The sequence below is a fragment of the Hymenobacter terrigena genome, from assembly GCF_054776515.1.
Genome location: NZ_BAAHBU010000001.1, coordinates 209,896 through 230,442 on the forward strand (window position 1 = coordinate 209,896; position 20,547 = coordinate 230,442).

Sequence of the window (20,547 nt, forward strand, 5' to 3'; positions counted from 1 at the left end):
TTGAGCGCAGGGCAAATAACGTGATGCAGAGCGCAGCGGCGTGACTTTACCGCAGCATCCGCACCGTGGTGTCGAGGCGCTGGGTGCGGAGGAAGCCGCGGTACTGTTCCTGCAGGCGGGTCATGGCGTCGCGGTGCTCATCGCGCTGAAACAGGCGGACCTTGTATTTCTCGCCGGGGGCCGTGCGGCGCATGTTCACGTAGGTGAGCTTGCCGGTGGATTTGCTTACCGTTTCGCCGTTCTGGATGCGCTCCACGCGCTTGTCGTTGTTGCCAAACAGGGCTTGCAGGGGCTTGAGGCCGATGAAGAGGTTGGTGGCCCCGTCCAGCCCGTAGTGCCCGCTCACTTCGAGGTTACTCAAATTACTATTCAGGTGCAGGCCGGGGATGATAATCTGGCCCTGCGCCAGCACAAATTCGGCCCGCACGGGCTCAAAATACAGATGGCCGGTGCGCTCGGCTTTCATGAATTTCAAGGCCTCCATCAAAGCTTCCACATTGATGAGCTCCAGGTCGCGGACATCGGTTTTGAGGTAGCCGGCGGTTTGGGCCAGGCCGGGCAGAAAGGCAGGGCCGAGGTCGGTGCGGATATCGGCCACGCCCCGCAGGCTGCCTTTTATATTGTCGCCACCCAACACGTTCAGGCCCATACTGGTAGCGGTGGAAAATAGAGCGGGTAACTCAATGTCTTCCAGCCGTACCTGTAGCTGCGTGGGGTGGTGGGCGCGGTTGGCGGTGCTGCGCATGTAGCCGCTCAGGCTGAGGTGGCCCTGCAAGCCATCGAACGAGCAGTTATCGAGCCGGGCCTCGCCATCGAGCAGGTGCGAAACCAACCGAAACCGGCCGCCGCGCAGCGGGCCATAGTGCACGTTATCAGCCTCCACGCGCAGCACGGCGCTCAGCACCCCGTTGGAAAACAGGGATTGATTACCGGGCAGCAACCGCCGTTGGGCGCGGCGTTCGGCCCGGCGTTCGGCCCGGGCCAGGGTGCGGGCGGTGGGCACTGTGTCGGGGTGTGCGGTGAGGCTGGCGATGAGGCCCAGCAGGCGCTGTACGTCGAGGGTGCCGTAGCGCAGGGTCAGGTCGGCATCGGCGGCGGTCAGGTGCAGGCCCTCTACCTGGGCCGTGCCCGAGGCTTCGCCGTGGCCGCCCTCCGGCGTGAGGAAGCGCAGGTAGGGCATGCGCAGGGTGGGGCCGCTTTTTTCGAGCTGCATACTCACGCGGCGCATGGTTTCGTCTTCGGGCAGGTCCACGCGGTCAATTTCTACGGTAAGCTGGCCGTTGGCCGATAGCAGTAAGTCGTGCAGGGCCGGGCTGGCACCGCCGGCCTTGCGGCGCCGGGCGCGAACGGGCCGGGCCGCCTCGGGGGCAGGGCGGTTGAGGCGCGCCAGAAGTTGCTGGTAGTTGATGGTTGCAAAGTGCACGCCTACATGGTATTGCACTGGGGCTACGTGGTTGTCGGGGTCGGTGGGCCACTGCAGGTCGCCGCGCACGTCGCCGCCCCACACCCGGCCGGCCAGGTGTTCGAGCTGCACGCGCTGCCCGTCGTGGTGGATGGTCACGGCCAGGTTGCTCAGCGTGTCGGTGGCCAGGAGCAGGCGCTGGCAGCGCAGGCTCACATCGAGCAGCAGGCCCGGCGGAATGAGGGCGCTGCCCAGGGTGGCGGCCAGCTGGGCCTTGTCGCGGGCCGTGCGGGGGCGTTTGGCCTTAGGCAGACTGGTCGGCGCAAAGCCCGGGCCGATGGCCCGGGGCACGGGTTGCATGAGTGCCCGCAGCTGGGGTACCCGCAGCTCATCCACCGCAAACTGGCCGCTAATGCTGGCCTTGGGCAGCTGGCCATTGAGGTAGCCCAGCAAATCGACGGTGGTGGCCGAGGCCTTGAACCGCATCTTATTAAGTACCCCGGAAGCATTGGCCAGGTGCCAGAGGCTGTCGCGCAGGCCCACCTGCACGTCCAGCTCCGAGATATCTGCCCCGCGCGCCGGCAGCACCAGCGAGGCCCGGTGCAGCGTGACCGTGCCGCGCAGCGACATCGGCCGCTGGGGCGTTTTGGGGGCGGGGCGGTCGGCGCGGGGCGGCAGCAGGCCGCGCAGGTGCACGTCGAGGTCGGCGGTGCCGCCCCGGGCCTGCCAGCGGTTGGAAGCCAGCAGGGCGGCCAGCTCGGTCAGTTCGGTGCGGCCCCGGAAGTGGCCGTCCAGGAAGGGACGGCGGAAGTTGCGGAGCGTGAGGGCCACGTCGAGCTGGCCAGCAGCCGAATACACCCGGCAGCGGCGCAGCGTGAGCACCGTGGAGCGGATGTTGTGCTGGGGGCCGTTGTCATACGTGCCCACCAAATCCCAGCGCCGGATGTGGCGGGCGGGCTCGGGCCATTGCAGGCTGGCCCCGCGCAGGCCGAAGGTGAGCACGTTGCGCGGCGTCACTTTCGGCCCGCTCAGGCCCGTGATGGTGTAGTGAATGTGGGCCTTGCTGGGGCTGGTGGTGCCAGCTAAGTAGGGCTCCAGACGGGGCGGGAGGGCAGCGTGCAGCACGTCCACGAGGGGTTGGTTGCCCACGAAGCGCAGCGCCATCATGGTGCCGGCGGGCTGGTCGGCGGCCACGGTGTGGGTGCCGCTCACCCGGATGGTGTCGCCGTTGAGGGTGGCGCGGGTGCTGTAAATCAGGCCCTGGCGGTTCTCGAACGTGTATTTGTAGTTCACCCAGGCCGTGACTGGCTCGCGCTCGAACAGGGTGCCGGCGCGGGTGCGCAGGTAGCTCAATTCGCCCTCAAGGGTGCCGGCCACGCGCAGCACGCCGCCCCGCAGCCGCCCCTTTAGTTGGGCCTGCCGCACCTGCACCCCAAAGGCCCCGCGCGAATAGCCGTTGTGTGAGCTAAAATGGAAGTTGTTCACCACCAGCTCGTCCAGCTTCAGGTTGAGCTTGGGGGTATTGCCGGTGCCCTTGCGGCGCTTGCCGCGCAGGCCCCAGGCGCGGCCCAGCGAATCGACCCGCTCCTGAAAATCTACATCATCTATTTCGACGCGCGCCACCTCGACCCGGCCGCGCAGCAAACTCAGCAGCTCGACCCGCAAATCGACCCGGCCGATGCTGAGCACCGGCACCGATTTCTGAAACGAAGTATCCGTGAGGGCCAGGTGCTGGATGGAGGCCGTGAGGTGCGGAAAATCGCGCCAGGGCGACATCTCGACCCGAAACGGCGCCAGCACCAGCTCCGAATTCTGCGTCAGGCCCTGCCGTACTTTTTGGGCCACCACTCGGCGGCCGTATTCACTCCCCAACAGCCAGACGGCCGTCCCCGCGCCCAGTACGGCCAGCAGCAGCACCAGTGCCAATACTCGTCGCAGGGTAAAAAATCTCATAGAATGCCGGGTGCGTGGCGGGGCCGCCGCGAGCTAAGGTGCCAAAGTAGGCCAGCATACGCGAAAGTTGCTTCCGCGTATGCTGGCCTGGCCCGAAAAACGGGGCGTTTACTCTTCGGTCGTCACCACGGCATCGGCGTGGGTGGTGGCTTCGTAGGTGTCGGCGTATTTGAAGTCTTCCAGCCAGTAGGCCGAGCTCACCACGTCGAAGGTGATGGAATTTTCGGTTTTTTCCTTCACGGTCAATTGCCACAGCATCGACTTGGCTTCCTCGAATTTATCGCCTTCCAGCTGTGACGAAAATAGGCGGTTTATCAATGCGTTACCTGGCAGGCCGGGGGCAAGCAGGCGCAGCAGCGGCGCGGCCGGCTCCTCGGCAAATACGGCCAGGTCGGCCGGGTTTTCGGCAGTGCACTTCACCTGGAATTCCACGGCCTTGGTGGCCGGGAAGGTGCCGTTGTAGGCATCGTGCAGCAGCTGGGTGGCCTGGTAAAAGCCCTTGTGCAGCGGCAGCTCGGGGTTTTCTTCCCAGAGCTTTTCGGTGAGCATCTGGTGGGCCAGGTTTTCAATCTGGCCGGCATTCAACTCTTCGGGATACAAATAGCCCAGCACCACTTCGGCCGCCTCGCGCGGCTCCAAATCGGTGAAAGACATGAGGCACATTTCTTTCAATTCGGCTTCGCTGATGGCGTCCGGATTGTCATAGTTCATCATGACCAACAAGGCCTTATAATCTGTGTTTTGCCAGGTGTTCGGCAGTTCGGTCAGCGTGGCGAAGGTGAGGCGCTCAACGGTGAATTTGGGGGCGGGGGTCAACATATAATTCGAAGGAGGAAAGGCAGCATGAAGCCGCCGGTGCGGTTGGGTTTACGCATGGTGGCGGCAAACAACCGGCCTTCTGCTCAATATGCTGATAGCCAATAATTATCCGGCATCGCCAGCAGGGGTTGGAATTCTGCCGAAAGCCGTGCTTCTTGCAGCTACAAAGCCAAAAACTGTTTCCCGGGCGGGCGCGATAAATTTCCCAGTGCGTTCTTGTACTTCCCGAGCCGCATCTAATACTTTTTTTGTGCGGATTTAGACCGCCACCGGCAGCGTAAACAGGAACCGGCTGCCCGCCGCGGGCTGGCTTTCCACCCATAGCTGCCCGCCCTGCGCCCCGATAAACTCGCGTGAGATGCTAAGGCCCAGCCCCGAGCTGCCGTGGCCGCCTTGGCCCGGCACGCCCGCAAAGCGCTGGAAAATGCGCTTGTGAAACTCGGCCGGAATGCCGGGGCCGCGGTCTTCCACGCTCACGCGCACCATCTCGCCCCACCGCATGGCCCGGATGACGAGCGGGGCCGCGGCCGGAGAATACCGAATGGCGTTGGACAGCAGGTTGATGAGCACCCAAGTAGTTTTTTCCACGTCACCGTGCACGGCGGGCAGGGTTTCGGGCAGCTGGAGGTCGAGCTGGATTTGCTTGTCGTGCAGCTGCGGGTGCACCGTCTGGGTGGCGTAGCGAATAACGTCGGCCAGGTGCATGGGCTGCATGTTGAGCTTGATGCCCGCGCCCGCGTCGAGGCGCGAGACTTCGATGAGCTGGCCCACCATGTTGAGCAGGCGCTGGGTTTCCTCGCCGATGCCGGTGGCCAGCGTCTGGCGCTCGGCATCGGTGGTGCGGGGGTTCTGCAACAGCATCAGGCTGAGCTTGATGCTGGCCAGCGGCGTCTTGAGCTCATGCGAGATGGTGGCAAGGAAAGTCGACTTCACCTCGTCGAGCTTCTTGAAATCGGACACGTTGCGCAGGCAGAAAATGTAGCCGCCCGACACCGTTTTGCCGCCCGGCCCGGCCGCCATTTCGATGGGGCTGATGCTGAGCTGGTAGTGCGGCGCCTCGCCCTTGTGCGGAAACGTGAACACGGGGTCGGGCACGGCGTCGCCGGCCAGGTTGGATTCGGCCAGGGGCACCAGTAAGTCGCGCAACAGCTCGTTGGTGGCGGCCACGGCTTGCGCCGATTTGCCCAGCAGCTCGGCCTGGGGCAGGCCCAGCAGGTCGCAGGCCACGGGGTTGGCCAGCACGATGGTGCCGTGCTCGTCGAGCAGCAGCAAGCCCTCGTCGAGGCTGCGCACGAGGCTTTCCATGCGGTTGCGCTCGGTGAAGAGCTCGGCCAGGGTGGCGCGACGCTCGTCCTGGGCTTGGCTCAGCACCAGGTTCACGGCGGCGGCTACGGTGCCCACTTCGTCGCGCTTGCCCACGGCCACGCGGGTGGCGGGGCCGGGGCCGGCCACGCGCTCCATGTCGGCGGTGAGGCGGTGCAGCGGGCGCACCACAATGCGCGGCAGCCGCACCATCATGGTGACGCCCACCGCCGTGCCCGCCACCAGAAACGCCAGCACCGCGAAGCGGGCAGTATTGAAATCGGCCTGCTCGATGCCGTGCGCGCCGTTTTCGAGGTAGCGGATGGTGAGGAAAGCGTAGCCGCCCAGCCCCAGCAGGAGCACCAGCAGCAGGAAGACGCTGAGGCGGATTTTGAGTTTGAGCGACATGACAAAGCAAAGTAAGCGGACGCGGGAAGGTCGTTCGCTATGCTCAGAACGACAAACGCTTAAAAACCGAATCGATGCGGCCCCGGCCGGGCCAGAATCGGGCGGCCTTGTTTGCCGAAAGCCCGTCCGTATCTTGGGCTGCCGCCTCCGGAGTTGCTGCTACCGCTAGCAGCCCAAGCCTTCTGCTATCATTCCCCTCTGCCCATGCCCGCCGCTTCTCGCTCTGATGCTGATTGGGCCGCGCTAGTGGCCGCCGAACGCGCCCGCCGCGAACAGGCCGAAGCCGCCCTAGCCGTGGCGCACGCCCAGGTTGTCGCCCTCGAAGGGCAGTTGGCCGCCGCCGCCGTCGGCGCCCAGCGCCACTATACCCAGCTCACGGCGCTGGTGCAGCACCTGCCGGCTGGCCTGGTGCTGGTCGATTATCAGGGCCAGATTCAGTTTGTGAATCAGCAGTTCTGGGACCTGTTTGGCCTGCCGCCGGTGGCCGGGCCGTTGGAAGGCGGGCCGCCGATTCCGCGCTCGGCCGTGTTTATCGACAACGCATTTGCCGACCCGGCCGCCTTTGCGGCGTGGGTCCACGCCGCAAAGGCGGCCGGGAAAACCACCCTTCAAGAGGAATTTCGGTTGGCCGATGGGCGGGTAGTGGAGTTCGACTATCTGGTGCTGGACACCGTGCGCGCCGGCCGCCTGATTTGCTGCCGCGACGTGACCGAGCGCCATCAGCGCGACGACGAGATTCGGGCGCTTTCCTTCATTCCGCAGCAAAACCCGAACCCCATTCTGCGCCTGACGGCCACGGGCGAAGTGATTTATGCCAACCCTGCCGCCCAGCCCCTGCTGCAAGCCCTGGCGGCCAGCGCGCAGGGCCGCCTGCACGCGCTGGTGCAGGCGGCCCTGCGTGCCCCCGAGCACCAGCAGCAGGAATTGCTGGTAGACGGGCAGCACTACCTGTGCACCGCCGTGGCCGTGCCGGGCCAGGAATCGGTCACGCTGTACCTCACCAACATCACGGCGCGGCAGCTGGCCGAGCGGCAGCTGGCCGAGCAGCGCACCTTCTACGAAAGCATTCTGGAGCAAGTGCCTACGGCCGTGGCCGTGTTTGATGCCCAGCATCGCTACCTGTTCGTGAATCCGGTGGTGGAACCCGACCCCGCCATCCGCGCCTGGATGCTGGGCCAGACCAGCGAGGCCGCCAGTGTGCGCCGTCGGCGCCCGGAAGCCATTATTGCGCAGCGGACGGCTGCTTTTGCCGAGGCGCTGAGCACCTGGGCCGAGGTGACCTGGGAGGAAATCTACCCGGGGCCGCAGTATTTACAGCGCAGCTACCGGCCCGCGCGGAACCACGATGGCACGCTGCTCGTCATTGGCTCGGGCACCGACATTACGGCCAGCAAACGGGCCGAGCAGGAAATAGTCCGCCAGCAGGAGTTCTACGAGTCCATTCTGAACCTGCTGCCCGTGGATGTGGCCGTGTTCGATGCCGGCCACCGCTTTTTGTTCGTCAATCCGTCGTCGGTGTCGGACGCGGCCGTGCGCCGGCAAATCATCGGCCTCACCAATGACGAGTATTTCGCGCTGCGCCAGCAGCAGCACCCCACCGGCCTGGACCAGCAGCGCAACCAGTATTTCGACCTGGCCGTGCGCACCGGCCAGGACGTGACCTGGGAGGAAATGCGCACCGACCGCCACCAGCGTCCGCAGCTGATGCTGCGCCACCTGCGGCCCGTGTTCGGGGCCGATGGGGCGCTGCGCCTGGTGGTGGGCTCGGGCATCGATATCACGGCCCGCTACACGGCCGAAAAGCTGCAGCACGAGGTGCAGGCCATGCTGCAGGAGCAGCAGGACTTCATTCGGCAGATTCTCGATGCCCTGCCCAACGTGGTGTACGTGGTCGACCCCGACGGCCACGTTTCTTTCTCCAACCATGCCTACACGGCTATGAATGCGCACAGCCTGCACTGGCAGCAGGTGGGCGCAAGCGCGGCCGTGCAGGAGGAAATACGCCTGGTGCAGCAGCTCAACGACCAGGTGCGCACCTCCCGGCAGGCGCAAACCCAGGAGCTGCCCTTCACGCTGACTTCCGGCGAAACCCGGTATTTTCAGGTGCACAAGCGGCCCATGCTCCGCGCCGACGGGCAGGCCGCCATCCTCACCGTGAGCACCGACATCACGGCCGTGAAGCAGGCCCGGCACGAGCTGGAGCGCCGCGAAAAGCAGTACCACGACCTGGTATACTACTCCCAGGCCCTGATTTGCACCCACGACCTCGACGGCATACTCCTCACCGTGAACCCGGCCATTGAGCAGCTGATGGGCGTGCCGGCGGCCCAGCTGGTGGGGCGCGACCTGCGCGAAGTGCTGCCGCCCGAGCACCTGGCCACCTTGCAAGCTTACCTGGACGGCGACGAAGCCAGCCTGCCGCAACCCCGCGTGATAAGCGTCCTCAACAAGGCGGGCGAACGGCGCTACCTTAATTACTACACCTATAAAGTGACGCAGGAGGGCTACCCGCCCTACGTGGTGGCCTCGGGCTACGACGTGACGCCCGGCGTGCTGGCCCAGCGCGCCCTGCAGCAAGCCAAGCAGGAAGCCGAAGAGAATGCCCGTGCCAAAGAAGCCTTCCTGGCCCGCATGAGCCACGAAATCCGCACGCCCCTCAACGGTGTGCTGGGCATGGCGGCCCTGCTGCGCAAAACGGACCTGACCGCGCCGCAGCTCGACTACCTGAGCGCCATGCAGGAGGCCGGCCAGCACTTGCTGGCCCTGGTGAACGACGTGCTGGACATGGCCAAAATCACCACCCGCCACCTGGAGCTCAACCACGGCCCTTTCGATGTGGCCGTGACCATGCAGGGCGCCGGCCAGATGGTGGCCACCCTGGCCGAGCAAAAAGGCCTGACCCTGCGCGTAGAGTCGCCCACGGCGCTGCCCCGGGTGGTGGGCGATGCTTACCGCCTGCACCAGGTGCTGCTCAATCTGCTCTCGAACGCCATCAAGTTCACCGAGCAGGGCCACGTTCGGCTGGGGGCCGAGGTGCGGCGCGACACGCCGCAGGAGCTCGTGCTGCGCTTTTGGGTGGAAGATACCGGCATCGGCATCGCTCCCGGGGAACAAGCGCACATCTTCGACGCCTTCAGCCAGGCCAGTGCCGAAACCAGCCTGCGCTTTGGCGGCACGGGGCTGGGGCTGGCCATCAGCCAGCAGCTGGTGGAGCAGATGGGCGGGACGCTGTCCCTGTGCAGTACCCCCGGCGCGGGCACTACGTTCTCGTTTCAGCTGGTGCTGCCCCGCGCCCCGGAACCGGCTCCGCTGCTGGCACCCGCGCCCCCCAATGCTTCCTGCGAAGCCCTGCGCGGCCTGCGGGTGCTGCTGGCCGAAGACAACCTGGTGAGCCAGCAGATTGCCGTGGCCGTGCTTGAACACTGGGGTGTGCAGGTGCAGGCCGTGGCCAACGGCCCCGACGCCCTGGCGGCGCTGCAAGCGCAGCCCTTCGACGTGGCCCTGCTCGACATCCGGATGCCGGGCCTGAGCGGGGTCGAAGTCACCCAGGCAATTCGGCGTCACTCCGATGCCGCCCGCGCCCGCATCCCCATCATCGCCCTCACCGCCAATGCCTTCGCCGGTGACCGCGCCACCTACCTGGCCGCCGGCATGAATGCCTGCCTCATCAAGCCCTACGAGGAAAATGCCCTCTGCCAGTTGATATTGGACCTGACCCACGCCCGTTCCACGTAGCGGGGACTTCTGCGAGTCCGCGCCGGTACTGGAAATTCAGAGCGGTTCAAGCGCGGGCGCGCAGAGTCCGCGCTACGCCTCCAGCCCGTACTCTTGTAGTTTCCGGTACAGCGTCGTCAACCCGATGCCTAGCCGCTTGGCTACTTCGGGCTTGTTGCCTTCCAGCTCGCCCATCAGTTTGCCGATGTGGCGGGCTTCCAGCGCCCGCAGGCTTTCATCAGCCGCATCGGCGCCGGGCCGGGCGGGGCGGCCCAGGGCGTGGAACTCATCGGGCAGGTAATCAGCCGAAAGCAACTCGCCGTTCGGGGCGAGGATGGCGGCGCGTTCGAGCACGTTTTTCAGCTCGCGCACATTGCCGGGCCAGGGGTAGCGCTGCAGCATGGCCAATGCTTCCGGCGCGAGGCCGGGGAGGCGCTTGCTGAGGCGGGCGGCGAAGTATTGCAGAAAGTGCTGGGCCAGCGGCGGCACGTCGGCGGGCCGGTCTTTGAGGCTGGGGACGAGGATAGTGAAGACCGAGAGGCGGTAGTATAAATCGGGGCGGAAGCGGCCTTCGGCGGCTTCCTGCTTGAGGTTGCGGTTGGTGGCGGCCACCAGGCGAATGTTGACCTTGGTGGGCTTGGTGTCGCCGAGCTTGGTGAAGCTTTGGCTTTCGAGCACGCGCAGGAACTTGGCCTGCACGTTGAGCTCCAGCTCGCCGATTTCGTCCAGAAACAGGGTGCCGCCGTTGGCTTCTTCCAGCAGGCCCTTCTTGTCGGCCAGCGCGCCGGTGAAGGCCCCTTTCTTGTAGCCAAACAGCTCGGATTCGAGCAAATCTTTGGGGAAGGCGCTGCAATTGACGGCCACGAAGGCCTTGCCCTTGCGCCCGCTGGCCTCGTGAATGGCCTGGGCAAACAGCTCCTTGCCGCTGCCGGTGGGGCCTTCGAGCAGCACGGTGCTGTCGGTGGGCGCCACCTGGCGGGCCAGCTGCTGCACGCGCCGTAGCTCGGGCGAGTCGCCAATCATGGACTCGAAGCGGTACTGCTGGCCCACGCGGCGCTCCAGCTCCGTGACGCGCTGGCGGAGGCGGGCTTTTTCGGCGGCGCGGTCGACGACGACCACCAGCTGCTGCTCAAAATCGCCCTTGGTGAGGTAGTCGAACGCGCCGAGCTTCATGGCCTTCACGCCGTCGGGGATGGTGCCGAAGGCGGTGAGCAGTACCACTTCGGCATCGGGGGCGGCGGCTTTGAAGCGGGGCAGCAGGTCGACGCCGTTGGCGTCGGGCAGCTTCACGTCGGAGAGCACGAGCAGGATGTCGGCGGCGTGTTGCTGGAGCAGCTCGAGGCCGCGGTGGGCGTCGGGGGCTTGCAGCACGGTGTAGCCTTCCAGCTCCAGCACCTGGGCCAGCAGCTGGCGCAAGCGCGCTTCGTCGTCGATGATGAGCAGGGTACCGGTAGGCATTATTGAGCTTTGGAAAGGATGAATTGGGCACTCAAAGAACGCCAGACTGCGGCAAGTCAGCAATAAAAAGCAGTTTTGACAAAGTGTAACGCGTTGTTATGCCTAGTTTTGATGACGTCAATTATTCCATTCGCTTTATGTCTGAAGTTGCTTTGAAGCTTGCTGAAGCTGTCGAATTATTACACAACTCAATAGCTCTTAAAAGAGAGTCAGGAGCAAAGCGGCTTCGTAAACTAGGCTTACCCGAATCTGGGGAAATACTATTGGAGGCGTTGAAAAAAGAGATTAAAGACAAACGGACTTGGTCCGCCCGGTATCATATAATTGCGGCTTTGGGCGTGGTTAAATACCTGCCAGCACTACCTTTTTTGTGGGAATTAACACATCAAGACTTTGATGCGACAATGACTTATTTGGGGCTTGGCGATGCAATTGTGCGGTTGTCCATCCTAGAAAAACCTCTTTCAGAAGTTTGGGCCGAGGTTTTAAAAACGCAAAATCCAATGTTTATAGATGGTGCGTTACGGGCAATTGCTTTGCTAAAACTCGTTCCTGATGATGAGACAATTCAAGACATTATTGCCGTAGCGAGACAACCGGAATTTATAGATGGTGTGCGAGGATATCCCGGCGATAAATCTGGACTTAGGTACTGGGTTGCAGCTGCTAGTAGTGGCTGGAAGAAGTCATTAACACACGAGTTTCTTTTGGAATGCCAATTAATTAAAGACACCAGTTTAAAGCACGCCGCTGACCAAGCGTTGAAGGGTAAATACCTTAAGTGGGATTATTAACTCCCCCGAATCTCATTCTTGATGTGCTCGACGAACTGGGCGAATTCGGGTTCGGCTTCGACGTTTTCGTGCCAGGCGAGGCCCATTTCGGCCAGGTTGTATTGGTGCTGGGGGCTGATAGTGGCGCCCGGCACGAGGGCCCCGGCCGCGTCGTGCTCGTAGCCGAGCAGCCAGAGGCGGTCGGCCAGGGCGGTGGTGGTCACGATGTCGTGCGAGACGATGATGACGGTGTTCAGCTCGTCCATGGTGGTGACTTCGACTATTATTCGTTTCACTTCGTCAATCATGGCCACGTCGAGGCCGGAGAAGGGCTCATCGAGCAGGATGAGGTGGTCGGAGCAAAGCAGCTGCTGGGCAATGGCCGCCCGCTGGCGCTGCCCGCCCGAGAGCAGGGCTGGGTACTTGCGCCGGTGCGGGGCCAGGCCGAAGCGTTCGAGGTAGGCGTCGACGTGCTGGCGGGCGTCGGCGGGGGCGTGCTTGCGCTGGGCGGCCACCAGCAGGTTGTCGTGCAGGGTGCGGTGGTCGAAGAGGGGGTAGCGCTGCTGCACGAAGCCCACCATGCCGGGCGTGACGGGCTGCTGGGCGAGGCCCACTTCCACGGTGCCGGTGCCGGGGGCAATGAGGCCCGCCATGATGCGGCACAGTACCGACTTGCCGATGCCCGAGCGGCCGTAGAAGCCCACGACCTGGCCCTGCTGCATGTTGGGGCGCGTCACGTCGAGGACCTGGGCGTTGATGTTTCGCAGAACTTGCTCGCCGTGGAAGGACATGGAGACATTCTCCAGGGTGAGGATGGGGGCTTTGTAGGCGTAGGTGTGGGCAGTCATGGCGGGGATGTGGGGTTGGTAGGGTTGATGCAGGCCGTCTGTCATTGCCGCGCTTCGCTCGCAATGACAGACGATTTATCGGCTGGTGGCCAGCGCCGAGTAAGGGAAAAACACCCGCCGCAGCAGCACAAACACATAGTCCTGCGCCGCCCCGGTTGCCAAAATCACCAGCTGAATGGCCAGCACCCCATCCAGGTGCAAATACCGATTCTGCTTGTAGAGCAGCAGGCCGATGCCGCCTTCGGACTGGTAGAGCGTTTCCACCAGCGTAATCATCGTCCAGATGATGGCGAAGTTCTGGCGCACGACTTCAAGCATTTCATCGAGCTTGCCCAGTACCACCACTTCGTAGAAGCTGCGCCACTCGCTCATGCCTAGGGTGCGGGCGTGGTCCATTTCCTCCTGCGTGGTGGTCAGAATCACGCTCGTCATGCCCGTGACCAGGTACACGGTAGCGCCGAAGATGAGCACCGAGAGTTTCACCTGGTGGCCGGAGCTCACCATCAGGGCCATGAAGAAGGTGAGGCCGGTGAGGGTGAGGTAGCGCATTTTGGAGGCCGCGTAGGCGATGGGCCGGAAGAAGGGCAGCGCCGTGAGATAGGAGATGAGCAGCGCCAGTACCGTGGCTACGGCCAGGGCTTCGATGGCCGTGGTCATGCTGGCCCACAGTTCCTGAATCAGGCCCTGCGTGGTGATGAGGTCGCCGAGCGAGCGGACGACTTCGCCCAGGCTGGGGAAGAGCCGCATGGGATAAAACAGCCACAGCAGCAGCAGAACTGAAGCTTGCCCGATGACCATCGTGGTGAACACGAGGCGGGCGGGCTGGGCGTTGGGGGCGAATAAGGATTTCATGGCTGTAAGTTTTTTGTCATTGCGAGGCGCAGCCGAAGCAATCCGTCCTGTTCTCAGCGACCAGCTTTCTGATTTGATGAAGCCTTTCTATTTGGTTGAAAAGCAGTGTCACTCCTCAGGGCTGGTCGCGGTTGAGAGGACGGATTAGCTTCGCTGACCTTCGGTTGCCGCGTTTCGCTTCGCTCCACTCGCAATGACAGGCGGGAATTAATTGCCCAGTACTACTTCCACGCGGCGGTTTTTGGCTTTGCCGTCGGGCGTGGTGTTGCTGGCTATAGGCTCGGTGGCGCCGTGGGCGTACACCTGCACGCGGCCGTCGGGGAAGGCGCTGTGGCTCTTGGTTTCGAGCCAATGTTGCACGGCCATGGCACGGTCTTCCGAGAGTTGCTGGTTGCGGCCGGGGTCGCCGGAGTTGTCGGTGTGGCCGTGCACGGCCACTTTCAGGCGGCCAGCCACCACGAGGTCGTTGAAGAGTTGGTTGAGGTCGTGCTCAGCGGCCGGGGTAAAGCTGCTCTGGCCCGAGTTGAACTCGATGTTCCAGGCGCGCTTGCTCACACTCTGGCGGATTTCGTCGCCGGCGGTAAACTGCTGGGTTTCGGCCGGGGCCACGGCTTTGCCTTTGTATTGCTGCTGCAGGTTCTTTAGCGGCGTGAGGTCCAGCATTTCATCGAGCGGCACGTAGCTGGGTAATTCTTTGGGGTAGAGCTTGCTCTGCACGTCGCCGAAGGTTTTGTACACGGCGGCGTAGATGTTGGTGCCGCCTTCGTCGAGGCCGAACAGGTTCAGGTTGTCGCTGAAGTTGAAGGCTTTGCTGCCGCCCAGCTCCACCACGTTGCCGTTGCGGTCGGCTTCGCTCACGCCTTTGTAGTACTTCAGCCAGTACGCGCCGGGCTTGTCCTGGTCGCCGTACACGGTGGCTTCAATGTCGGCGGCGCGGGCCAGGGCTTCGGGGTGGCTTTTCACCTGGTCGCCGGCTACGGCTAAGGCCGTCATCAGGCCCAGCACTTCCTTGGGGTGGGCGTCGTACCAGCGCTTGGTGGTCACCATGATGTTGGGCATCTGGTTCGAGTAGTCTTTGGTGCTCACGATGTTGACGAGGCCGCCGCGCTGCTTGGCAATGTTCACGTCGCCGGGCGTCCAGGTGGCCACGGCGTCGGCCACCACGTCTACTTTCACGCCGGTGTTTTTGCCGTTCACCACTTTGGTGCGGGCTTCCGGCTTGCCGAGGATGTACTTCTCAGCGGCTACCAGGAAGTCGGAGGCAGCCATGAAGTTCACGGCTTCGGGGTCGTAGGTGGTTTCGTCAGGGTTCACTTTCAGGCCGTTGTCGGCGCACCATTTCAGGGCGATGTTCTGGTCGCCGTCGCGCAGGTAGCAGGCAATGGTTTTGCCCAGGGCGGTTTTGGGGTTGTCGAGCCATTCTTTCGGGCCCATCAGCTTGTCTTCGCCAAAGGATTTACCCACCGAGTAGGGGATGATTTGCAGCTGGGTGCCGGCCTTCTTCAGCTCCGTTTGCACGGCCGAGAAGCCGGGCAGGCCGTCGCCCATGATGCTCACAATCAGGCCCGGCGTGGCGGGGTTGTTTTGCAGGTCGAGGGCGTTTTTTACCAGGTCGGCCTGCATCTTGCTCACGTCGTCCTGGCGCACAATCTGCATGTCCAGGCCGTTGGCGGCAGCCGCCGAGCCCATTGTGGAGCGGGGGCCGCCGTTGGCCAGCATGCCGGCCATCTGGCTGTTCCAGGCCATCACCTCCCAGGTGAGGGGCGTGCCCTTGTCGGCCGGGGCGGTGCCGGGCATGGGGGCCAGCGGCACCACGATGTTGGCCCGGCTGCCGCCGGTGGCCGTGGGCAGCTCAATCGAGTTCAAAAGCACCGACTGCGTGTCAGCTTTTTTAAAGACGGCACCGCTGGAAACCAGCTTGTTGATGCCGAAGTACAGGAGGCCCACGAGGAGGAGGCCAATGATGAATTTACCGCGGGTAGTCATTTTAGTATGGTCAAAAGAGGGGTGAGGCGCCCGTTTTGGGCGCTAGGTTTTTTCGGTTTTGGTTGGGTTGATTAGCGGCTGACTGCAGCGTTAGCGGCCAGCGTTTTGTCATGCTGAGCGAAGCGTAGCGCAGTCGAAGCATCGCTGCCGCTTCGTTTTGCCGATTGGATTGCTACTGAGGTAGAAATGCTTCGGCTGTGCTCAGCATGACGGTTCAGGGAAGAGGATTCCGCTGGCTGGCCCAGCAGGCCTATCAGGCCGCAGGCCAGCAAAAAGCTAATCAAGCAGGCTAGAATAGGCATCATCGGCGGCTTTTTTAGTGGCGGTAAGTGACTGGGGGGCTTGCGGTTTTTCGTTGAGCACGGCGTTGAATTCGCCTTTCTGGTACTGGTCGAGCAGGCGCTGGCCTTTCTCGCTCATCACCCCGTTCTGGATGTCCATCTCCTTGACGAACTCCTGCGAGTAGCGCATGGCCTGCTTGATTTGGCCCAACTGCTGGGCCATGTCCTCGGCCACGCGGTCGGTGGCCAGGTCGAAGAAGTACTTCTTGTCGGGGTCGCCGCGCAGGATGTTCATCGCCGCGCGCATGCCTGAGCTGGTGCGTTTTACCAGAGCGTACTCGTCTTTTAAGAGGTTGACCTTGAACTTGCTGCCGTCAATCTGGCGCAGGGCGGCTTTGAGAATCTGGCGCATCACCAGGCTCACGTTGGCCGTGGTGGTGGCCATGGGCTGCAGGCGCTGGTTGTAGTCCTGAATCTGGGCGGCGCGCATGGCGTAGCTCTCGGCGGCGTCCTTTTCGCCCTGGCGGGTAGCCGAGTCGGCCAGCGCCAGGTACTCCTTAATCTGGGTCGCGTTGGCGGATAGCTTGCGCTTCACCAGCTCGTGCGCGCCTTCGATGTTGGTGACTTCGGCGTCCATCTTGCGGGCCTCCTTCTCGGTGTTCGAGATGTAGTCCTCCATGATGCCGATGGGGTCGGTGTTGACGAAAATGCCCGCCATTGAGCGCAGGATGCGCTGCCCGGCGTACCACAGCCCGGCGTGAATCCGCTTGTTGGTGGCCAGCAGAAACAGCACGAACAGCGTGCCGAGCCCGATGCCCAGCTTCACTGTGTCGAACACCATGTCGACGAGGAAGGGCAGGATGCTGCCCCAGAAGTACACCGCCGTGCCCACCAGTCCGAGGAGGACCACGCGGCCGGCAATTTTTTCCGGCTGCTGCCACTTGGGGAGGCCGGGGGCGGAATCGAAAGAGGGAAGTGCGTTCATGGCGTTGGTATTGGGGGTGGAGGTGGTGGCCGCTACGGCCGTTAGTTGGTTACCTCCACCTTATGCCAATACCAATGCCGTTTCGGGGATTTGACGGGTATGATTTAGTTATCTATTGATTTTCAGTGTGATAATAAAAAATCCCCGCCGGGCGCAGGGCCGGGCGGGGATTAATTTTTTCAGAATGGAAAGCGGATTTTTTCAAATCAGCAAGGCGGCTGTGGCCAATGCAGGTTCGGCCCCGTCTGTCATGCAGAGCGCAGCGAAGCATCTTTACCTCGAAACTAAATCAATCAAAAAGGTTTAGTGGTGGCGGTAAAGATGCTTCGCTTCGCTCTGCATGACGGCCTTTTATTAAACTGTCTGCGGCCCGTTTACCGCACCAGAATCAGCGCGGAGTTGCCGGGGACCTGCACGCCGCTGGTTACTTCGAGCACATCGAGGCCTTCTTCCTGGATTTGGTTGCCGCGCAGCACCACTTTGTAGGTGTCGCGGGGCAGGGGCACGCTCCAGGCCGAGCGGTTGCCGTTGAAAATGACGGTGATGGTGTTCCAGGCGTCGCCGCCGGCGTGGTCCTTCAGCTGGTAGGCGATGATGCCGGGGGCCATGTTGGGCAGGAATTCGAGGTGCTGCTGGATGAGTTCGGTGGTGGGCAGGCGGAAGGCGGGGTGGTTGCGGCGCAGGGCCAGCAGCTTGCGGTAAAACTCGTACACGCCCACGTATTTGGCCTTGCGGCCCCAGTCAATCTGGTTCACGCTGTCGGGCTGGTTGTAGGAGTTGGAGGAGCCGCCCTTGGTGCGCAGGAACTCATCGCCGACCGGCAAAAACGGCACGCCCTGCGAGGTAAACACGATGGTGTTGCTCAGCAAATCCATCTTGATGAGCGTGTCTTCCGAGGTGTTGGGATTCGAGGCGCGGAGCTTGTCCCAGAGCACCCGGTCGTCGTGGCAGGCCACGTAGTTGATGGCCTGGGAGGGCGCGCCGGCCCACGGGGCTTTCGAGTAATTGACCTTGGCGTAATCAATTTGCGGGTGCTGGGTGGCGGCCACGATGCCGAATTTCACACTTTCCTCCAGGCCGGGCTGGCCGCTGGCGAAGCCGGGCTCGGTCTGGTGGGCGTAGTGGCCCTTCACGCCGTCGCGCAGCTCGTCGCCGAAGGCGGCAATGCGGTCCAGCTTCATCATATTGCCTTTGAGGGCGCGTTTGGCGTCGGGCAGGGGCGAGGGGCCGGCGGTCCAGCCCTCGCCGTAGATGAAAATGCTGTGGTCCTGCTGGTCCAGCGCCACGCGCACGGCGCGCATGGTTTCGATGTCGAGCACGCCCATGAGGTCGAACCGGAAGCCGTCGGCGTGGTAGTGCTGCGCCCAGTAGGACACGGATTCCACGATGAGCTTGCGGACCATCGGGCGCTCCGAGGCCACTTCGTTGCCGCAGGCGGTGGCGTTGCTCAGGCTGCCGTCGGGGTTGTGGCGGTAGTAGTAGCCGGGCACCAGCTGCTCAAAATTGCTGCGGCGGGCGTCGGCGGTGTGGTTGTACACCACATCCAACACCACGCGCAGGCCGGCCCCGTGCAGGTTTTCCACCAGCTGCTTGAACTCGCGGATGCGGGCGGCCGGGTTGGTAGCGTCGGTGGAATAGGTGCCTTCGGGCACGGTGTAGTTCAGCGGGTCGTAGCCCCAGTTGTAGCGGTTGGCGCTGGCGGGCGCGGCTTCGTCGATGCTGGCGAAGTCGTTGGTGGGCAGCAGGTGCACGTGGGTCAGGCCCAGCTCCACGAGGTGGTCGAGGCCGGTGCTCACGCCGTCCGGGCCTCGGGTGCCCGTTTGGGCCGCGCCCAGAAACTTGCCCTTGTGCCGTACGCCCGACTGCGGGTGCATGGTGAGGTCGCGCATGTGCACTTCGCCGATTACGATGTCGGTGGTCTGTTTCAGGGCCGGGCGCAGGTCGTCTTTCCAGCCCGGCGGCTCGGCGATGATGGGGTTGAACACGGCCCCGCGCTGGCCATTCACCCCCACGGCGTGGGCGTAGGGGTCGGCCACTTCGGCCATCTGCTTGCCCCCGATGGTGGCCTGCACCGTGTAGAAACCGGTGGTGCCGACTGGCAGCGTATAGGTCCAGGTGCCGCCTTCGGCCTTGGTCATGGAGAAGTCAGCCTTGGCCGGGCCGCCGGTGCCGGCGGCGTAGAGGCGCAGGTGCAGGGTCGACGCGGTGGGCGCCCACACGCGCAGGGTCGGCTGGAGGCCGCGCCAGGTCAGCCCCAGTTCGGGGCCGAGGTAGGTGGGGTAGGTAGAATAATCGGGAAGCGGCGGGGCAGCTGGCGCCGGAGCAGGGGACAACAGCACAAGCAACAGCAGTAGCGAGCGAATCATGCGGGCAAAGGTCGGGACTGGGGGCGGAAGTGTAGCATGGAAACCTCCCCGCCTTGCCAAGGAGGGGAACCTTGCTCTGCCGGCCTCTTCCCGCCAAACGCCTCCTTCCCCAACGGTAAAACGCTGCCCGCCGTCGATACAATTACGGGGTGTGGTCGGTTTGGCCCGGCTTTGGAATAGGGGACCGGCTATGTTTGTTTCGATTTCTCCCTCGTCTATGGCCGTCCTCACGCCCCGTCGCTACCTCACGCCGCTCATCCATGTGCTGGTGTGGGGGCTGTTCGGGCTCACGTTTTTGTTGTTTCAGCCGCTCACCGGGCGGCTCACCATGCCGCCGCAGTTCTGGCTGAAGCAGGGGCTGATGTTTGCCGCCTGGATTGCCACGTTCTACTTCACGTCCAAATTCACGGTGCCGCGCCTGCTGCTAAACGGGCGTACCGAGTGGTTTATCCTGGCCCTGATAGCCACCACGGCAGTGGTGCTCAGCTTCAGCAAGTTTCTGGAGCTCTCGCTGAACCTGCCCGCCCTCATGGACAAAGCCTTTGAGGCAGCGGTCGGCCGGCCCCGGCTCACCCCTAGGGGCAGCTTCCGCATCGACACCATGGGCTTGCTCACCACCATGTTTGTGCTGGGCATCAGCACGAGCATCACGGTGGTGCAGAAGTGGCAAAACGATGCCCGTATTCGGCAGACGCTGGAGCAGCAGCGCGTGAGTTCGGAGCTGTCGGTGCTCAAGGCCCAGATTAACCCGCACTTCTTCTTCAATACCCTTAACAACATCTATGCCCTGACGCTGCTCGATGGCGAGCAGGCCCGCGTGGCCATTCACCGGCTCTCGCGCATGATGCGCTACGTGCTGTACGACACTGCCGGCGGCCTCACCTTATTGAGCCAGGAAATCGCCTTCGTGCAGGACTACATCACCCTCATGCAGTTGCGCCTCGATGAGCGCGTGACCGTCACCTTCGACCGCCCCGAGCCGGTGCGCGACGTGCCCGTGGCCCCCATGCTGCTGCTGCCCTTCCTCGAAAACGCTTTCAAGCACGGCGTGGCCGCCACCCAGGCCAGCAAAATATTCATCGGCCTCACCCAGCCATCGCCCGACGTGCTGGAGCTGGAAGTGCGCAACACCTTACTCGCACTGCCCAGCACCGACCTGGCCGGCAGCAACGGCATCGGCCTGGCCAACACCCGCCGCCGCCTCGACCTTCTGTACCCCGGCCGGTTCAGCCTGCTGGTGGATGACCACACGCCCGCCAATGAATTCCGCGTGCACCTGACGCTACAAGTTGGGCAGGAGGGGTTGAAGGGACTAGGGTAGGAGGATGAGTGTAGGAGTTGATTGCCACTTACCCTCACACCCTTGCACCCTCACCACTCATACCCTCACACCCGCCTAC

The 20,547-nt window shown here is 63.4% G+C and carries 12 protein-coding genes; 3 read left to right on the forward strand and 9 right to left on the reverse strand.

Annotated features, from left to right (window positions below; translation table 11 throughout):
- Positions 1 to 46: 46 nt before the first annotated feature.
- The 3 genes from ACYU7Q_RS00765 to ACYU7Q_RS00775 form a co-directional block, all read right to left on the reverse strand.
- Complete coding sequence (locus tag ACYU7Q_RS00765) at positions 47 to 3,355, reverse strand: AsmA family protein (RefSeq protein ID WP_460607522.1); 3,309 nt, start codon at positions 3,353 to 3,355, stop codon at positions 47 to 49.
- A gap of 108 nt (positions 3,356 to 3,463) precedes the next feature.
- Positions 3,464 to 4,174 (reverse strand): hypothetical protein, encoded by a 711-nt coding sequence (locus ACYU7Q_RS00770; RefSeq protein WP_460607523.1) that lies wholly within the window; start codon positions 4,172 to 4,174, stop codon positions 3,464 to 3,466.
- Positions 4,175 to 4,432: 258 nt separating this feature from the next.
- Entirely contained in the window at positions 4,433 to 5,884 is a 1,452-nt protein-coding gene (locus ACYU7Q_RS00775) for an ATP-binding protein (RefSeq protein ID WP_460607524.1), read from the reverse strand.
- Between the two features lie 204 nt (positions 5,885 to 6,088).
- Between ACYU7Q_RS00775 and ACYU7Q_RS00780 the strand changes: the two genes are divergently transcribed.
- Positions 6,089 to 9,619: a PAS domain S-box protein gene (locus tag ACYU7Q_RS00780; RefSeq protein WP_460607525.1), complete on the forward strand. Its 3,531-nt coding sequence runs from the start codon at positions 6,089 to 6,091 to the stop codon at positions 9,617 to 9,619.
- Positions 9,620 to 9,691: 72 nt separating this feature from the next.
- Here the strand turns inward: ACYU7Q_RS00780 and ACYU7Q_RS00785 are convergent, their stop codons facing one another.
- Entirely contained in the window at positions 9,692 to 11,056 is a 1,365-nt protein-coding gene (locus tag ACYU7Q_RS00785; protein WP_460607526.1) for a sigma-54-dependent transcriptional regulator, read from the reverse strand.
- A gap of 137 nt (positions 11,057 to 11,193) precedes the next feature.
- Between ACYU7Q_RS00785 and ACYU7Q_RS00790 the strand changes: the two genes are divergently transcribed.
- Complete coding sequence (locus tag ACYU7Q_RS00790; protein WP_460607527.1) at positions 11,194 to 11,850, forward strand: hypothetical protein; 657 nt, start codon at positions 11,194 to 11,196, stop codon at positions 11,848 to 11,850.
- Here ACYU7Q_RS00790 and ACYU7Q_RS00795 read toward each other — a convergent pair.
- The 5 genes from ACYU7Q_RS00795 to pulA all read right to left on the reverse strand — a co-directional run bounded on the left by ACYU7Q_RS00795 (position 11,847) and on the right by pulA (position 19,147).
- Positions 11,847 to 12,677: an ATP-binding cassette domain-containing protein gene (locus ACYU7Q_RS00795; protein ID WP_460607528.1), complete on the reverse strand. Its 831-nt coding sequence runs from the start codon at positions 12,675 to 12,677 to the stop codon at positions 11,847 to 11,849. The two genes, ACYU7Q_RS00790 and ACYU7Q_RS00795, sit on opposite strands and share 4 nt — an antisense overlap.
- Before the next feature lie 75 nt (positions 12,678 to 12,752).
- A complete protein-coding gene (locus tag ACYU7Q_RS00800; protein ID WP_460607529.1) occupies positions 12,753 to 13,529 on the reverse strand; it encodes an ABC transporter permease in 777 nt (258 codons plus the stop codon).
- A gap of 207 nt (positions 13,530 to 13,736) precedes the next feature.
- Positions 13,737 to 15,515: an OmpA family protein gene (locus ACYU7Q_RS00805; RefSeq protein ID WP_460607530.1), complete on the reverse strand. Its 1,779-nt coding sequence runs from the start codon at positions 15,513 to 15,515 to the stop codon at positions 13,737 to 13,739.
- Positions 15,516 to 15,791: 276 nt separating this feature from the next.
- Positions 15,792 to 16,781, reverse strand: coding sequence for a hypothetical protein (locus ACYU7Q_RS00810; RefSeq protein ID WP_460607531.1), 990 nt, complete (start codon positions 16,779 to 16,781; stop codon positions 15,792 to 15,794).
- Between the two features lie 374 nt (positions 16,782 to 17,155).
- Positions 17,156 to 19,147, reverse strand: a complete 1,992-nt coding sequence (gene pulA, locus ACYU7Q_RS00815; protein WP_460607532.1) for a type I pullulanase — start codon at positions 19,145 to 19,147, stop codon at positions 17,156 to 17,158.
- Positions 19,148 to 19,364: 217 nt separating this feature from the next.
- Between pulA and ACYU7Q_RS00820 the strand changes: the two genes are divergently transcribed.
- On the forward strand, positions 19,365 to 20,468 hold the full coding sequence (locus ACYU7Q_RS00820; RefSeq protein ID WP_460607533.1) for a sensor histidine kinase: 1,104 nt from the start codon (positions 19,365 to 19,367) through the stop codon (positions 20,466 to 20,468).
- Positions 20,469 to 20,547: the final 79 nt, after the last annotated feature.

Bases quoted from the DNA above. Each gene is read 5' to 3' on its own strand.
- ACYU7Q_RS00765 (WP_460607522.1), bottom strand. From the start codon at position 3,355: ATGAGATTTTTTACCCTGCGACGAGTATTGGCACTGGTGCTGCTGCTG.
- ACYU7Q_RS00770 (WP_460607523.1), bottom strand. From the start codon at position 4,174: ATGTTGACCCCCGCCCCCAAATTCACCGTTGAGCGCCTCACCTTCGCC.
- ACYU7Q_RS00775 (WP_460607524.1), bottom strand. From the start codon at position 5,884: ATGTCGCTCAAACTCAAAATCCGCCTCAGCGTCTTCCTGCTGCTGGTG.
- ACYU7Q_RS00780 (WP_460607525.1), top strand. From the start codon at position 6,089: ATGCCCGCCGCTTCTCGCTCTGATGCTGATTGGGCCGCGCTAGTGGCC.
- ACYU7Q_RS00785 (WP_460607526.1), bottom strand. From the start codon at position 11,056: ATGCCTACCGGTACCCTGCTCATCATCGACGACGAAGCGCGCTTGCGC.
- ACYU7Q_RS00790 (WP_460607527.1), top strand. From the start codon at position 11,194: ATGTCTGAAGTTGCTTTGAAGCTTGCTGAAGCTGTCGAATTATTACAC.
- ACYU7Q_RS00795 (WP_460607528.1), bottom strand. From the start codon at position 12,677: ATGACTGCCCACACCTACGCCTACAAAGCCCCCATCCTCACCCTGGAG.
- ACYU7Q_RS00800 (WP_460607529.1), bottom strand. From the start codon at position 13,529: ATGAAATCCTTATTCGCCCCCAACGCCCAGCCCGCCCGCCTCGTGTTC.
- ACYU7Q_RS00805 (WP_460607530.1), bottom strand. From the start codon at position 15,515: ATGACTACCCGCGGTAAATTCATCATTGGCCTCCTCCTCGTGGGCCTC.
- ACYU7Q_RS00810 (WP_460607531.1), bottom strand. From the start codon at position 16,781: ATGAACGCACTTCCCTCTTTCGATTCCGCCCCCGGCCTCCCCAAGTGG.
- pulA (WP_460607532.1), bottom strand. From the start codon at position 19,147: ATGATTCGCTCGCTACTGCTGTTGCTTGTGCTGTTGTCCCCTGCTCCG.
- ACYU7Q_RS00820 (WP_460607533.1), top strand. From the start codon at position 19,365: ATGGCCGTCCTCACGCCCCGTCGCTACCTCACGCCGCTCATCCATGTG.